The organism is Nonomuraea bangladeshensis, from assembly GCF_039529455.1.
Lineage (GTDB): Bacteria > Actinomycetota > Actinomycetes > Streptosporangiales > Streptosporangiaceae > Nonomuraea > Nonomuraea bangladeshensis.
Genome location: NZ_BAAAMV010000001.1, coordinates 553460 through 567838, shown reverse-complemented (window position 1 = coordinate 567838; position 14379 = coordinate 553460). Strand labels below are relative to the sequence as shown.

At 73.9% G+C, this 14379-nt stretch carries 15 protein-coding genes; 6 read left to right on the top strand and 9 right to left on the bottom strand.

The window, feature by feature from the left end; genetic code table 11:
• Positions 1 to 3: 3 nt before the first annotated feature.
• The 6 genes from ABD292_RS02415 to ABD292_RS02390 are packed head-to-tail and all read right to left on the bottom strand — an operon-like array spanning position 4 to position 4454.
• A complete protein-coding gene (locus tag ABD292_RS02415) occupies positions 4 to 762 on the bottom strand; it encodes an urease accessory protein UreD (RefSeq protein WP_344204855.1) in 759 nt (252 codons plus the stop codon).
• A 14-nt stretch (positions 763 to 776) separates the two neighbouring features.
• A complete protein-coding gene (ureG, locus tag ABD292_RS02410; RefSeq protein ID WP_344204854.1) occupies positions 777 to 1451 on the bottom strand; it encodes an urease accessory protein UreG in 675 nt (224 codons plus the stop codon).
• Between the two features lie 14 nt (positions 1452 to 1465).
• Positions 1466 to 2134, bottom strand: coding sequence for an urease accessory protein UreF (locus ABD292_RS02405; RefSeq protein WP_344204853.1), 669 nt, complete (start codon positions 2132 to 2134; stop codon positions 1466 to 1468).
• A gap of 7 nt (positions 2135 to 2141) precedes the next feature.
• Positions 2142 to 3851: an urease subunit alpha gene (locus ABD292_RS02400; protein WP_344204852.1), complete on the bottom strand. Its 1710-nt coding sequence runs from the start codon at positions 3849 to 3851 to the stop codon at positions 2142 to 2144.
• A complete protein-coding gene (locus tag ABD292_RS02395; RefSeq protein ID WP_344204851.1) occupies positions 3844 to 4155 on the bottom strand; it encodes an urease subunit beta in 312 nt (103 codons plus the stop codon). The genes ABD292_RS02400 and ABD292_RS02395 overlap by 8 nt, the downstream gene beginning before the upstream one ends.
• Positions 4152 to 4454, bottom strand: coding sequence for an urease subunit gamma (locus tag ABD292_RS02390; protein ID WP_329582825.1), 303 nt, complete (start codon positions 4452 to 4454; stop codon positions 4152 to 4154). The genes ABD292_RS02395 and ABD292_RS02390 overlap by 4 nt, the downstream gene beginning before the upstream one ends.
• 198 nt (positions 4455 to 4652) lie before the next feature.
• Here ABD292_RS02390 and urtA point away from each other — a divergent pair, with 198 nt between their 5' ends.
• The 5 genes from urtA to urtE are packed head-to-tail and all read left to right on the top strand — an operon-like array spanning position 4653 to position 9137.
• Positions 4653 to 5858 carry an urea ABC transporter substrate-binding protein gene (gene urtA / locus ABD292_RS02385; RefSeq protein ID WP_344204850.1) on the top strand — a complete coding sequence of 402 codons (1206 nt, stop codon included), beginning with the start codon at positions 4653 to 4655 and terminating at the stop codon, positions 5856 to 5858.
• Complete coding sequence (gene urtB, locus ABD292_RS02380; protein WP_329582820.1) at positions 5858 to 6706, top strand: urea ABC transporter permease subunit UrtB; 849 nt, start codon at positions 5858 to 5860, stop codon at positions 6704 to 6706. Before urtA ends, urtB begins: the two co-directional genes overlap by 1 nt.
• On the top strand, positions 6703 to 7734 hold the full coding sequence (urtC, locus tag ABD292_RS02375) for an urea ABC transporter permease subunit UrtC (protein WP_344204848.1): 1032 nt from the start codon (positions 6703 to 6705) through the stop codon (positions 7732 to 7734). Before urtB ends, urtC begins: the two co-directional genes overlap by 4 nt.
• The gene (gene urtD / locus ABD292_RS02370; RefSeq protein WP_344204847.1) at positions 7718 to 8470 is read left to right on the top strand and encodes an urea ABC transporter ATP-binding protein UrtD; all 753 of its coding nucleotides are present in this window, start codon (positions 7718 to 7720) and stop codon (positions 8468 to 8470) included. Before urtC ends, urtD begins: the two co-directional genes overlap by 17 nt.
• Positions 8445 to 9137 carry an urea ABC transporter ATP-binding subunit UrtE gene (urtE, locus tag ABD292_RS02365; protein ID WP_344204846.1) on the top strand — a complete coding sequence of 231 codons (693 nt, stop codon included), beginning with the start codon at positions 8445 to 8447 and terminating at the stop codon, positions 9135 to 9137. The genes urtD and urtE overlap by 26 nt, the downstream gene beginning before the upstream one ends.
• 5 nt (positions 9138 to 9142) lie before the next feature.
• Here urtE and ABD292_RS02360 read toward each other — a convergent pair whose 3' ends face one another.
• Both ABD292_RS02360 and ABD292_RS02355 read right to left on the bottom strand, forming a co-directional pair.
• Positions 9143 to 11713: an AfsR/SARP family transcriptional regulator gene (locus tag ABD292_RS02360; RefSeq protein ID WP_344204845.1), complete on the bottom strand. Its 2571-nt coding sequence runs from the start codon at positions 11711 to 11713 to the stop codon at positions 9143 to 9145.
• Between the two features lie 45 nt (positions 11714 to 11758).
• Positions 11759 to 12493 (bottom strand): Mut7-C RNAse domain-containing protein, encoded by a 735-nt coding sequence (locus ABD292_RS02355; protein ID WP_344204843.1) that lies wholly within the window; start codon positions 12491 to 12493, stop codon positions 11759 to 11761.
• A 26-nt stretch (positions 12494 to 12519) separates the two neighbouring features.
• On the opposite strand from ABD292_RS02355, the gene ABD292_RS02350 reads away from it, so the two are divergent.
• Positions 12520 to 13425, top strand: coding sequence for a TAXI family TRAP transporter solute-binding subunit (locus ABD292_RS02350; protein ID WP_344204842.1), 906 nt, complete (start codon positions 12520 to 12522; stop codon positions 13423 to 13425).
• Here ABD292_RS02350 and ABD292_RS02345 read toward each other — a convergent pair.
• Entirely contained in the window at positions 13416 to 14375 is a 960-nt protein-coding gene (locus ABD292_RS02345) for a helix-turn-helix domain-containing protein (protein ID WP_344204841.1), read from the bottom strand. The genes ABD292_RS02350 and ABD292_RS02345 overlap by 10 nt on opposite strands.
• Between the last annotated feature and the right edge of the window lie 4 nt (positions 14376 to 14379).

The window sequence follows — 14379 nt, the reverse complement described above, 5'->3', positions numbered from 1 at the left end:
CGATCAGGGTATGCCGGGCCGCGCGCCACCGCCACGGCCTGCGACAGTGTCGTCACCATCTCCGGACACCGCGCGCTCCCCACGTTCCAGGCGGGCGCGCAGCTCCACCGCGTCCGTGGCGAGGGCCGACACCACCGTGCCGGACGCCGCCAGCGGCAGCACCGCGAGCCCGTCGGACACCAGGGGCTCCTTCGCGGTGGCGGTGAGGAACGTGGTGCCGAGGCAGCGCGCCCCGCCGAGCACCGCCGGGGAGGCGTCGAGGCCGGGATCGCCGAGCGTGAGCTCCTGCCGCAGCAGCGGGCGGCCGGCGAGGGTGGCGTCGAAGCGGGTGCGGCAGCGGCCGGGCCGCTCGCCGTGCCGGCCGAGCACGATCTCCTCGCGCCACAGCACGCTCGCCTCCGGCTCCAGCTCCAGGCGGACGATCAGCCGGTGCGCGCAGCCGGCGGCGAGCACCGTCGGCTCGGGGACGAAGCGGAGCCGCGCGCCCGCGCCGACCCGGGCGGTGACCAGCAGCTCCGACTCGCCGGTGCCGGGTAGGACCAGCGTGCCGGCCACCGACGCCAGCTCCAGCGTCGTACGGGGAGCGACGTCCAGGTCCAGCCACAGGCGGTCACCGCCGAGCGGGCCGGCCGCCGTCGAGACCAGGTGCACGGTGTGCGGGCCGGTCTGGCGCAGCGTCAACGGCGGCGCCGAGGCCAGCCGCCGCAGCACGCTCCGCCCGCCGGGGCCGAGCGCCGTCCCCACGGCCGCGGCGGCACGCATCCCGGCCGCACGCATCAGGAGGCGGGGGCGGCGTGCGCGTGGGACCAGGTGGTCACCTGGTCGCTGACCCAGCTCGCGACCGCGCCCGCCGACGGCTGCTCGCGGATCGAGGTGAACAGGACCGGGCGCTCGCCGCGTACGGCGGCCGCGTCGCGATCCATCACGCCGAGGTCGGCGCCCACCATCGGCGCCAGGTCCGTCTTGTTGATCACCAGCAGGTCGGCGGTGGTGACGCCGGGCCCGCCCTTGCGCGGCACCTTGTCGCCGCCCGACACGTCGAGGACGAAGATCTGCCGGTCGGCGAGCCCGCGGCTGAACGTGGCCGTGAGGTTGTCGCCGCCGCTCTCCACGATGACCAGGTCGAGCGGCCCGAACCGGTCCTCCAGCGTCTCGACGGCGTCGAGGTTGGCCGCGATGTCGTCGCGGATGGCGGTGTGCGGGCAGCAGCCGGTCTCGACGGCGAGGATGCGCTCGGGGTCGAGCACGCCCGCGCGGCGCAGGAAGTCGGCGTCCTCGGTGGTGTAGATGTCGTTGGTCACCACGCCCAGGGACATGACGGGCCCGAGCGTCCGGCACAGCGCGGCCACCAGGGCCGTCTTGCCGCTGCCCACGGGTCCGCCCACGCCGAGGCGCAGCGCCCGGCCGTGGCCGTCGGGAGCGTGGTGGTGGTCGTCGTGTCGAGCGCCCATGTGAAGGGTCCTTCCTAGGAGACGAACAGCCGGACCTCGGCCCTCGCGTGCTGCTCGGCGAGCAGGTCCAGGGCCGGGGCCGAGCACGCGGGCAGCTCCGCCCATGAGCCGGGCGGGTGCGCCCGTCCGGCCACCGCCGCGAGGTCGGGGCCGAGGGCGGCGAGCAGGGCGTGCACGGCGACCGGGTCCAGGCCGAGCAGCCGGACCGCCGCCGTGGCCGGGCCGCTGACCGCGTGGTACGCCGCCGCCAGCGCCGCCTCCCCGGCCGTGGCCCCGGCGGCGTACGCGGCCACGCCGAGCGCGACCGGGTGGTGCGGGCTCGGCGTCCGCCGCGCCAGCTCCTCCAGAGCCTCGGCCGGCCACACCCGGCGGGCGACCCGCAGCAGCAGGCGGCCCTGCGTACGGGACGCCGCCCGCTGGGCGGGGGAGGCGGTGCGGGCGTCGGCCTCCTCGTCCAGCAGCTCCCACCCGGGACGCTCGGCCACCACGGCGGCGTGCGCGGCGGCGGCGAGGGCGGCGGCCAGCGCGCCCGCCGTGTGCAGGCGGCCCCGCAGGAACCGCTCCAGGGACGGCACGTCGTGCACCGCCCCCGACGCGATCGCCCGCTCGGCGCCGCCGGAGTGCGCGTGGCCGCCGGCCGGCAGGCGGGAGTCGGCGAGCAGCAGCAGACCTGGACTCAGCATGAGGTCATCAGAACAGGAAGTAACGCTGGGCCATGGGCAGGCTGACGGCCGGGGCGGGCTCGATGAGCTCGCCGTCGACCCGCACCTCGAACGTGTCGGCCGCCACCTCGATCCTCGGCAGGGCGTCGTTGAGCGGCATGGCGGACTTGCCGCGCCGGCGTACGTCGGCGGCAGGAGCGAGCCGCCGCCGCACGGCGAGCCGGTCGGCGAGCCCCGACTCCAGCGCCATCGGCGCCACGAAGTGCAGCGAGGTGGCCGCGGCGGTGACCGGCGAGGCGCCGAACATGGGCCGTGGCAGCACCGGCTGCGGCGTCGGGATGGAGGCGTTGGCGTCGCCCATCTGCGCCCAGGCGACCACGCCGCCCTTGAGCACGAGGTCCGGCTTGACGCCGAAGAACGCCGGGTCCCACAGGACGAGGTCGGCGAGCTTGCCGCGTTCGACGGAGCCGACCTCGCCGTCCAGGCCGTGGGCGACGGCCGGGCAGATGGTGTATTTGGCGACGTAGCGGCGGGCCCGCAGGTTGTCCGCCGGCCCGTCGCCGAGCCGCCCGCGGCGGGTCTTCATGACGTGCGCGGTCTGCCAGGTGCGGATGATCGTCTCGCCGATGCGGCCCATGGCCTGCGAGTCGGAGCCGATCATCGAGATCGCGCCCATGTCGTGCAGCACGTCCTCGGCGGCCATCGTCGTGGGCCGGATGCGCGACTCGGCGAAGGCGAGGTCCTCGGGGATCGACGGGTTGAGGTGGTGGCAGACCATCAGCATGTCGAGGTGCTCGTCGAGCGTGTTGACGGTGTGCGGCCGGGTGGGGTTGGTGGAGGAGGGCAGCACGTTGGGGTAGGCGGCGACGCGGATGATGTCGGGGGCGTGGCCGCCGCCCGCGCCCTCGGTGTGGTAGGCGTGGATCATCCGGTCGCCGATGGCGGCGAGCGTCGACTCGACGAACCCGGCCTCGTTCAGGGTGTCGGTGTGGATCGTCACCTGTACGCCGGTCGCGTCGGCCACCCGCAGGCAGGCGTCGATGGCGGCCGGGGTGGTGCCCCAGTCCTCGTGCAGCTTGAAGCCGGAGGCGCCGGCGCGCAACTGCTCCAGCAGGCCCTCGGCGCTGACGGTGTTGCCCTTGCCGAGCAGCGCGAAGTTCAGCGGGTAGGAGTCGAGCGACTCCAGCATGCGGCCGAGATACCAGGTGCCGGTCACGGTGGTGGCCTTGGTGCCGTCCACGGGTCCGGTGCCGCCGCCGACGATCGTGGTGACGCCCGATCCGATGGCCTCGTCGAGGAGCTGCGGGCAGATCAGGTGGACGTGCGAGTCGACGGCCCCGGCGGTGAGGATCTTGCCGTTGCCGGAGAGGATCTCGGTGGACGGGCCGATGACGAGGTCCACGCCGTCCATGGTGTCGGGGTTGCCGGCCTTGCCGAGGCCGTGGACGCGGCCGTCGCGGATGCCGACGTCGGCCTTGATCACGCCCCAGTGGTCGAGGATGACCGCGCCGGTGATGACGAGGTCCATCGCGCCCTCGGCGCGGGTGGCGCGCGACTGCCCCATGGACTCGCGGATGACCTTGCCGCCGCCGAACACGGCCTCGTCGCCGGCGCCCGCGGGCCCCATCGACAGGTCCTCGGTGACCTCGATGAACAGGTCGGTGTCGGCCAGCCGGATCCGGTCGCCGGTGGTGGGACCGTAGAGCGCGGCGTAGCGGGCCCGCGAGAGGTCAGCCATCGAGCGGCCCCGCCCACTCGGGACGCAGGCCGGGGACGATCCGGCCGCCGGCCAGCGGCACGAGCGTGACGTCGCGCTCGACGCCCGGCTCGAACCTGATCGCGGTGCCCGCGGGCACGTCCAGCCGCATCCCCCACGCCGCCTTCCTGTCGAACTCCAGCCCCGGGTTGACGGCCGCGAAGTGGTAGTGGGAGCCCACCTGGACCGGCCGGTCTGCCGTGTTGACCACGCGCAGCGTCGTCCGTTCGCGCCCGGGGTTGAGCGGGTGGGAGCCCTCGGGGTGCGCGTACTCGCCGGGGATCACGGGATCGGCCTGTGCACGGTCACGAGCTTCGTGCCGTCGGGGAACGTGGCCTCGATCTGCACGCGTTCCAGCATCTCCGGCACGCCCTCCATGACGTCGGCCCGGCTCAACACCGCGCGGCCGGCCTCCATGAGCTCGGCCACGGTGCGCCCGTCCCTGGCGCCCTCCATGAGGAACGAGGCGATGACGGCGGTGGCCTCGGGGTGGTTGAGCCGCAGGCCCCTGGCCTGCCGCTCGCGCGCCACCCCGGCGGCGACGTGGATGAGCAGCCGTTCCTGCTCGTGTGAGGTAAGCCGCATGGCCGGACCATAGGAACCGGGGGTTTCGCCGCCGTTGCCGGGGGATGTCGGGTCTGTTTCGCGCTGCGGAGAAGGCGCACATGACGGGTTATGTGCACTTGTGAAGATCCGGCAAAGGCGTATTAACGCCCGGGATCCGCGCGCGAAACGCGCCGGGGTCACCTTTCTCGCAGAACCGGTCGGCAGGAAGGAACCGCCATGCGCATCTCCCGCCCGATTGTCTCAGGAGCCCTCGTCCTGGCCTTAGCGGCCTGCGGATCCAACGCCCAGCCGGCCGCCGAGGCCCAGGAGATCAAGGTCGGCCTCCTCCACTCGCTCAGCGGCACGATGGCGATCAGCGAGGTCACCGTACGCGACGCCGAGCTGCTGGCCATCGACGAGATCAACCGGGCGGGCGGGGTGCTCGGCAAGAAGCTCGTCCCCGTGGCCGAGGACGGCGCCTCCGACTGGCCGACCTTCGCCGAGAAGGCCACCAAGCTCATCAGGCAGGACAAGGTCGCCACCGTCTTCGGCGGCTGGACCTCCGCCAGCCGCAAGGCCATGCTCCCGGTCTTCGAGCGCTACAAGGCGCTGCTGTGGTATCCGGTGCAGTACGAGGGCCTGGAGAGCTCGCCGTACATCTTCTACACCGGCGCCACCACCAACCAGCAGATCATCCCCGGCCTCGACTACCTGAAGGAGCAGGGCAAGAAGAAGGTCTTCCTGGTCGGCAGCGACTACGTCTTCCCGCGCACCGCCAACAAGATCATCAAGGCGTACGCGGCCGCCAACGGCATGGAGGTCCTCGGCGAGGAGTACACCCCGCTCGGCCACACCGAATACTCGACCCTCGTCAACAAGGTCGTCCAGGCCAAGCCGGACGCCGTGTTCAACACCCTCAACGGCGACAGCAACGTCGCCTTCTTCAAGCAGCTCAAGAGCGCCGGCGTCACCGCCGAGACGATGCCCGTGCTGTCGGTCAGCGTCGCCGAGGAGGAGGTCACCGGCATCGGCGTGGACAACATCGCCGGCCACCCGGTCGCCTGGAACTACTACCAGACCACCGAGACCCCGGCCAACGAGGCGTTCGTCAAGGCGTACAAGGCCAAGTACGGCGCGAACAAGGTCACCTCCGACCCGATGGAGGCCGGCTACAACGCCGTCTACCTGTGGGCCGAGGCCGTCAAGAAGGCCGGCACCACCGAGGTCGAGGCGGTGAAGAAGGCCGCGCCCGGCATCTCGCTGGACCGCCCCGAGGGCAAGGTCACCATCGACGGCGAGAACCAGCACCTGTACAAGACCGCCCGCATCGGCATCATCCAGCCCGACGGGCTGATCAAGCAGGTGTGGGACTCCGGCGAGCCGATCAAGCCCGACCCGTACCTGAAGGGCTACCCCTGGGCGGCCGGGCTGGCGGCCTCCTGATGACGGCCTTCGTCAACCAGCTCCCCATCGGGCTGTCCATCGGGGCGGTGCTGCTGCTCGTGGCGCTCGGGCTGACGTTCACGTTCGGCCAGATGGGCGTGATCAACATGGCGCACGGGGAGTTCATCATGGCGGGCGCGTACACCGCGTTCCTCATCGGCGACCTCGTGCTCGCGCTCCCGGCGGCGTTCCTCGTCGCCGGGGCCATGGGGCTGGTCCTGGAACGCGCGGCCGTCCGCCACTTCTACGGCCGCCCGCTGGACACGCTGCTGCTCACCTGGGGCGTCAGCCTGGTGCTGCAGCAGCTCGCCCGCGACCTGTTCGGCGCGCCCAACGTGCAGGTGCCCGCGCCCTCCTGGCTGGCCGGGGGCGTCGGCATCCTGCCCTACAACCGGCTGTTCATCATGGCGCTGGCCGTCGCCGGCGTGGTCGCGGTCTGGGTCTACCTCAACCGGACCGCGCTCGGGCGGCGTACGCAGGCGGTGGTGCAGAACCGGCGGCTCGCCGCGACCAGCGGGATCGACACCGGGCGGGTGGACATGCTGACGTTCTTCGTCGGCTCCGGGCTGGCCGGCGTGGCCGGGGTGGCGCTCACCCTCATCGGGCCGGTCGGGCCGGGGCTCGGCACGTACTACATCGTGGACGCCTTCCTCGTGGTGGTCGCGGGCGGGCTCGGGCAGCTGCGCGGGGCGGTGCTCGCGGCGGCCGGGCTCGGCCTGCTCAACTCCTACGCCGAGTTCTGGTCGGACGCCTCGCTGGCGAAGGTGATCGTGTTCGCCGTGATCATCGCGTTCCTCCAAGTGCGCCCGCAGGGGATGTTCGTGCTCCGATCGCGGGTGCTCACATGAGAGGGCTGATCCGGCGCAACCTGCCGTTCGCCGCCGTCGCCGTGGTGGCGCTGGTCGCCGCGCCGCTGCTGCTGGAGCCGTTCCGGCTGGGCCTGCTGGCGAAGTACCTGTGCTACGCGATCGTCGCGCTCGGCATCGGGCTGGCGTGGGGCAAGGGCGGCATGCTCACCCTCGGGCAGGGCGTCTTCTTCGGGCTCGGCGGCTACGCGATGGCGATGTACCTCAAGCTCACCGAGGCCGGGCCCGGCGGGCTGCCGGACTTCATGGTGTGGAGCGGCGTGGAGGAGCTGCCGGCGCTGTGGGCGCCGTTCGCCAGCCCGGTCCTCGCGCTCGCGATGGCCGTGCTCGGGCCGATGGCGCTCGCGGCGGTCCTCGGCACGCTGGTGTTCCGGCAGCGGGTGCGCGGGGCGTACTTCGCGATCCTCACCCAGGCGCTGGCCGCCGCCCTGGTCATCCTGCTGGTCGGTCAGCAGGGGCTGACCGGCGGCACCAACGGCATGACGAACTTCTTCGAGCTGTTCGGCCAGGACCTCGCCGAGGACTCCACGCAGCGCGGGCTCTACCTGGTGACCGCGGGCGTGCTCGGCGTCCTCTACCTGGCCACCCGGCAGCTCGTGAACAGCCGCTTCGGCCGGCTGCTGGTGGCGGTGCGCGACGGCGAGGACCGGGTGCGCTTCCTCGGCTACGACCCGGCCCTCGTCAAGACCGTCACCTTCGCGATCTCGGCCGGCATGGCCGGGCTGGCGGGCGCGCTGTTCGTGCCGGTCGTCGGCATCATCTCGCCGGCGCTGCTCGGCGTCGTGCCGTCGCTGGAGCTGGTGGTCGCGGTGGCGGTCGGCGGGCGGCACGTCCTGGCGGGGGCCGTGCTGGGCGCGGTCGTCATGGGCTACGCCAAGACCGCCTTCAGCGAGCAGTTCGCCGACGGCTGGCTCTACCTGCAGGGCGCGCTGTTCATCCTGGTCATGACCCTGGCGCCCAAGGGGATCACCGGGCTTCTCGGGAAGGTGCGCCGTGCTCGAACTGCGTGACGTGCGGGTGGAGTTCGACGGCTACCGGGCGCTCGACGGCGTGGACCTGACGGTCCCCGAGGGCGAGTTGCGCTTCCTCATCGGGCCGAACGGCGCGGGCAAGACCACGCTGATCGACGTGATCACCGGGCTGACCCGGCCGGTCGCGGGAAGCGTGCGCTTCGCCGGCCACGACCTGGCAGGCCGCAAGGAGCACCAGATCGTCCGGCTCGGCGTCGGCCGGACGTTCCAGACGTCGGTGGTGTTCGAGGAGCTGACCGTCCTCGAGAACCTCGACCTGGCGGCCGGTTTCCGCAGCCCGCTCTGGTCGCTCGCCCGGCGGCGCCGCGGCGTCTCCGAGGCCGTCGCCGAGGCCCTGGCCAGGACCGGGCTCGAAGAGCTCGCCGAACGTTCAGCGGGCGTTCTCTCGCACGGCCAGCGCCAGTGGCTGGAGATCGGGATGCTGCTGGCGCAGCGGCCGCGGCTGCTGCTGCTGGACGAGCCGGTGGCCGGCATGTCCGGAGACGAACGCGAGCGCACCGGCCGGCTGCTCACCGAGATCGCCGCGGACCACACGGTGATCGTGGTCGAGCACGACATGGAGTTCCTGCGGCGGCACGCGTCCACCGTGACCGTGCTGCACGAGGGCAAGGTGCTCGTGGAGGGGTCGGTGGAGCAGGTCAGCGCCGACCCGCGGGTGCAGGAGGTCTATCTCGGGAGGAGGCCGAGCGATGCTGCTGTCGGTGAACGGACTTGAGTCGGGGTACGGACGGGCGCGCGTGCTGTTCGGAGTGTCGCTGGAGGTGGAGCCCGGCCGGCTCGTCTGCGTGATGGGCCGCAACGGCGTCGGCAAGACGACCCTGCTCAACACCGTCATGGGCGTGCTGCCCGCCACGGCCGGCACGGTCACCTTCGACGGCCGCGACGTGACCGGGCTGAAGCCGCACGAGCGGGTCAGGCTCGGCATGGGGTACGTCCCGCAGGGCCACCAGTGCTTCCCCCAGCTCTCGGTGCTCGGCAACCTGCTGGTCACCGTCGAGGCCGCCAAGCAGCCGAAGGAGGCCGTGGACGAGGCCCTGGACCTGTTTCCGGCGCTCAAGCCCATGCTCAGGCGGAGCGCCGGGCACCTGTCCGGCGGCCAGCAGCAGCAGCTCGCGATGGCCCGCGCCCTGGTCACCCGTCCCCGGATGCTCATCCTGGACGAGCCGACCGAGGGCATCCAGCCGTCGATCATCCTGGAGATCGAGGCGGCCATCGAGCGGCTGCACGCCGCCGGGCTGGCGGTGCTGCTCGTGGAGCAGTATCTGGACATCGCGCTGCGGCTCGCCGACCGGTTCGTCATCCTCGACGCCGGGCACGTCGTCCGCACCGGGAACGCCGAGGAGCTGCGGCGCGACGACGTACGCAGGCTGCTGGCGGTGTAGGCCGCTCACGCGGAGGAGCCCAGGAGGGCGAGCAGGCTGCGGGCGTTCGCGGCGCCCCGGCGCTCGCCCGTCCTGTCGAAGATCTCCAGCGCCGCCCTTGCCAGCTCGCCGGCCCGCCCGGCCGCGCCCTCCGCCCGGCCCACCCGGGCGAGGGCCAGCAGGGCGTGGGCGTCGAGCAGCCGGTCGCCGAGGCGTACCGCGAGGCTTCTCGCCTGCTCGGCGGCGGCGCGGGCGTCCGGCTTGCGCCCCTGCGCGAGGCGCGCCGCCGCGAGCTCCAGCAGCGTGTCGGCCTGCCGGTGCCGGTCGCCCAGCGCGGCCAGCCGGTCCACGGCGGCGGTCAGCCGGTCGGCGGCCTCGTCCAGGCGTCCCGCGCGGCGCAGCACCATGCCGAGGGCCTGCTCGGCGTCGGCCGCGTCGCGCTGGTTCTCCGCCCGTGAAAGGCAGGCCAGCAGCGTGCGCTCGGCCTCCTCCAGCCGGCCCAGCTCCAGGTGCACCCGGCCGAGCCTGCGGGTGGCGCGGGCGCTCTCCCTGGGCTGTCCGGCCAGCTTGGCCAGCGCCGCGAGCAGCAGTTCCTCGGCCCGCGCCCAGTCCCGCTCGGCCAGGTGCAGATCGCCCAGGTCCAGCAGGACGAGCCCCTCGCCGTCGCCGGAGCGCCGCGCCGACACCAGCGCGAGAGAGGTGACGGCCCGCCAGTCGTCCAGGAAGCGCTGCCGCTCCAGGTAGGGCGCCAGCAGGTGCGCGAGCCGCCAGCACGGCCCGTCGAGGCCGGCCGCGTGCAGGTCGGCCACCAGGCTCACCAGGAAGCCACGTTCGGCCGCCAGCCACTCCACCGACTCGCGGATGTCGCGGGTCGCCACGGTCGTCGCGGGATCGCCGGACACCAGCTGGAAGCGGGAGGCGCGGACCCGTTCCAGCACCACCTCCGCGAGCCGCGGCAGCACCTCGGGCACCGGCCGCTCGCGGGCGAACAGCCGGGTCAGGTCGTGCAGCCGGTAGCGGACCTGGCCCGCCACGTCCACGCCGTGCGTCTCCAGCAGCCCCGCGTCCACCAGCGCCTCGGCCTGGCCGCCCAGCAGGTCGGTCACCCAGTCGGCGAAGTCGGGGGCCGACAGCGCGCCGAGGCCGCGCAGCGTGCGCCTGGCCGCCTCCGGCAGCCCGTCGAACCCGATCGCGAACACGCTGCGCACCGCCAGGTCGCCGGCGTGCAGCCGGTCCAGCCGCTCGTGCTCGTCCTCCAGCAGGCGGACCAGGTAGCCGACGGTCCACTCGGGGCGGGCCGCGAGGCGCGAGCCCGCGATGCGCAGCGCGATCGGCAGGCCGCCGCAGAAGCGGGCCAGGCCGCGCAGCCCGTCGTCGCCCGCCCGGCCCGAGCTCCTGGCCAGCAGCTCCAGCGCCGCCGCGTCGTCGAGGACGCCCACCGACAGCCGCCGCGCGCCCGGCAGCCCGCCGAGCGGCGAACGGCTGGTCACGACCGTCGGGCAGGCGCTGAGCAGCGGCCGGACCTGCGCCTCGCCGACGGCGTTGTCCAGCAGCACGAGCAGCCGCCGGTTGGCGGTGTAGGCGCGGAACAATCGCTCGCGCTGCTCCAGCCCGGCCGGGATGGCCTGCGCGGGGCAGCCGAGCCAGCGCAGGAAGTCCTCCAGGACGGCGGCCGGGGTCGTGGTCTCGCGCAGGTCGGCGTACAGGATGCCGTCGCCGAAACGCTCGCGGGCCCGCCAGGCCGCGTGCACCGCCAGCGCCGACTTGCCCGCCCCCGCCTGCCCGTGCACCACGACCAGCCCGCCGACCACCTCGCTCAGCAGGTCCTCGCGGCCCGTGAAGTCGGCCACGTCGGGCGGCAGCAGCACCGGCGGGCCGGCCGAGACGTGCAGCGACACGTCGTCGTGCAGCATGCGGTGGTAGAGGAGCTGCAGCTCCGGGTCCGGCTCGATCGCGTGCCCGCCGTCGAGCCGGTCGCGCAGCACCGCGTACGCGGCCAGCGCGTCCACCCGCCGCCCGCTCCGGTAGAGCGCCAGCATGTACTGGCCGCGGAAGCGCTGCCACAGCGGATACCGCTTGGTGAGCTGACGCAGCTCCGCCAGCAGCTCGCGGTGCCGCCCGGCGTCCAGGTCGGCCTGGACCCGCCGCTCCAGGGCCAGCAGCCGCAACTCCTCCAGCTCCTCGCGCAGCCGCCGCGTCTCCACCCACCGCACGCCGTCAGGGTCCAGGTCCTCCAGCGCCTCCCCGCGCCACAGGCCCAGAGCCTCCTCGTACGCGCCCTCGCCCACCAGCAGCCGGAACCGGTCCACGTCGAGCCGGCCGTCGCCGAGGTGCAGCACGTACGCGCCGGAGACGGTCGCGATCGTGTCCTGGCCGATGAGCTTGCGGAGCTGCCCGACGTAGCCGCGGATCAGCGAGTCGGAGCGCTCACCGCCCTCGCGCGGCCACAGCAGCCGCCGCAGCCGCTCGGCGGTGAGCGGCCGGCCGGCGTTGAGCAGGAACATCGCCAGCAGATCCCGGTGCTTGGGCACGGCCGGGGTGCGGTCCGCGCCGTCGGCGTCCCGGACCTCCAGCGGCCCCATGATGCGGAATTCCACCGCCCTTCCTTATCAGGCCCCTGGAGCTCCGGCTACCCGGAAAGGTCAACCCGGCGCCGAGCCGCCGGTCCAGGCGAGGGCCGAGCGCACGATCTCCTCCAGCCGGCCGCTGTGGGCGCCGCGCCAGTAGACCTGGCCGCAGTCGCGGCAGCGGCCGTAGGCGTCGTAGCTGCGCCTGGTGCCCGACTCCAGCTGCCGGGAGATCTCCTGCTTGTCGACCGGGTCCAGCTCGCCGTTGCAGGCCGTGCAGCGCGACCACGGGCGCAGGGGCGGCGAGAAGCGGTCGAGGAGGTCGTGCAGCTGGTCGGCGGGGTCGGAGCCGCGGACGTACGCGCCGAGCCACAGCGCGCGGCGGCGCAGCAGGCCGCGGTCCTGGGTGAGCAGGACCCTGCGCTCGGCGTTGGCCTGCGCCACGAGCGAGGGGTCGTCCATGTCGTTGTGGTAGGCCGCGTCGACGCCGAGCAGGCGCAGGCGGCGGGCCAGGGTGCCGAGGTGCACGTCCAGCAGGAAACGGGGGTCGTCGGGCAGGCGCTGGGGCCGGGGCTTGGGCGGGACCTCCGCCACGTCCCCGGGCGCGAGCTGGTAGGAGAAGGGCACCGGGCGGCCGGCCACGGTGAGCTGGCCCACCTCGGTCAGCGGGACGCCGGTGGACTCCACGTGGTGGCCCAGGGTGGAGGTGCCGTCCGGCGTCACCTCGTGCCACTCCTGGCGGCGGCTCACGGGCAGGAACATCCTCAGCTCTGGGGCGATGCGCAGGCGAGCGGTGGTCACAAGGTCCATTCTGCTCCGGCGGATAACGTGAGTTCATGTCCATTACCCGCCGGTCGCTGCTCGCGCTGCCCCTGGCGGCGGCCGCCTGCTCGGGCGGCGGCCCGCCCGAGGCCGAGCTGCGGCTGGTCACGGGGCAGACCGGCGGCGCGTACGGGCAGCTCGGCGACCGCCTGGCCGGGGAGCTGCGGCGGGACGGGCTCCGCGTACGGGTGCTGTCCACGGCGGCCAGCGTGCAGAACCTGACGATGATGGCCGACGGGCGCGCCGACGTCGGCTTCGCGCTGGCCGACACCGCCGACGACGCGATCCGGGTACGCCACCAGGCGGTCGCGGCGCTCGGCCGCGTCTACATGAACTACGTCCACCTCGTCGTGCCCGCCGGGTCCGGGATCGCCGCCGTCGGCGGCCTCGCCGGGCGCAGGGTCGCGATCGGGGCGGAGGGGTCGGGCACCGCGGTGACCGCCACCCGCGTGCTCGCCGCGGCCGGGCTCGCCCGCCCGCCCGAGCTGGTCCGGCTGGAGCTGGACGCGTCCATCGCGGCGCTGCGGGCCGGGGAGGTGGAGGCGTTCTTCTGGTCGGGCGGGGTGCCGACGCCCGCGCTTGAGGCGGCCGGCGGGATCCGGCTCGTGCCGCTGGACCCCATGGTGACGGTGCTGCGGCGGGAGTTCGGCCCCGTGTACGAGCACGGCACCGTCCCCGCCGGCGCGTACGGCGCGGCCGGGCCGGTGGCCACCGTCGGGACGCCCAGCTACCTGATGTGCCGGGCCTCGCTGGGGGAGGACGTGGCGTACACGGTGGTCGAGACGGTGTTCAGGGCCCGTGACCGGCTCCAGGCGCCGTCCGCGCCCGGCGGGCGGCTCGACCCGCGCTACGCCATCGGCACCGGGGTGGTGCCGCTGCATCCGGGCGCGATCCGGTACTACCGGTCGGTCTACGGCTGAGGTCCTTGGAGAGAAAGGGCGGAGCCGGGCTGAGGTCCTTTGAGAGAGAGGGCGGAGCCGGGCTGAGGTCCTTGGAGAGAGAGGGCGGAGCTGGGCTGAGACCCTTCCAGTGCCCGGCTCTGGTGGGCCAGGAGGCGCAGGGCGTCGGCGGAGCCCGGGTCGTCCGGGGTGTAGAACTCCAGCCGGTGGTCCGGGCTCTCGGGCTGGAGCCAGACCTGGTAGGTGACGTTCACGGCGCCGACGGTGGGGTGCCGCAGGCGCATGGCCCCCACGGTGCAGTCGGCGACCTCGCCGGCCGCCCACATCGTCGCGAACGCGTCGCTGCGCATCGTGAGCTCGCCGATCAGCTCCGCCAGGCGCGCGTCCGTGGGGAACCGCCCGGCGGTGAGCCGCAGGTAGGCGACATGGACGCGGGCCAGCTCGTCCCAGTTGCGGTGCAGGTCGCGGGTGAGCGGGTCGAGGAAGAACATCCGCGGGACGGACGGGCGGCCCGCCGGCTCCCACGGCGCGTCGAAGGGAAGGTGCTCGGCGACGAGCGCGTGACCGGCGCGGTTCCAGGCGAGCACGTCGCCCCGGCGGCCGAGCACGATCGCCGGCGTCGCGTCCGCCAGGGAGCGCAGGAGCGCGAGGACCCGCGGGTGCGGCTCCTCCGGCGGCGGTTCCGAGAGGCCGGGCCGCGCGGGCTGCCGGGCGAGGTTGTGCAGGTGCACGGTCTCGACCGGGTCGAGCCGCAGCACCCGCGCCAGCGCGTCGAGCACCTGCTCGGAGGCGGTGTCCGCGTGCCCCTGCTCCAGGCGCGTGTAGTAGCCGACGCTCACCCCCGCGAGCTGGGCGAGCTCCTCGCGCCGCAGGCCGGGGACCCGGCGGGCGGTCCCGAAGGTGCGCAGACCGATCGCGGCCGGCGTCACCTGGTCACGCCGGCTCTTCAGAAACGCTCCGAAACTCTCCACGCCG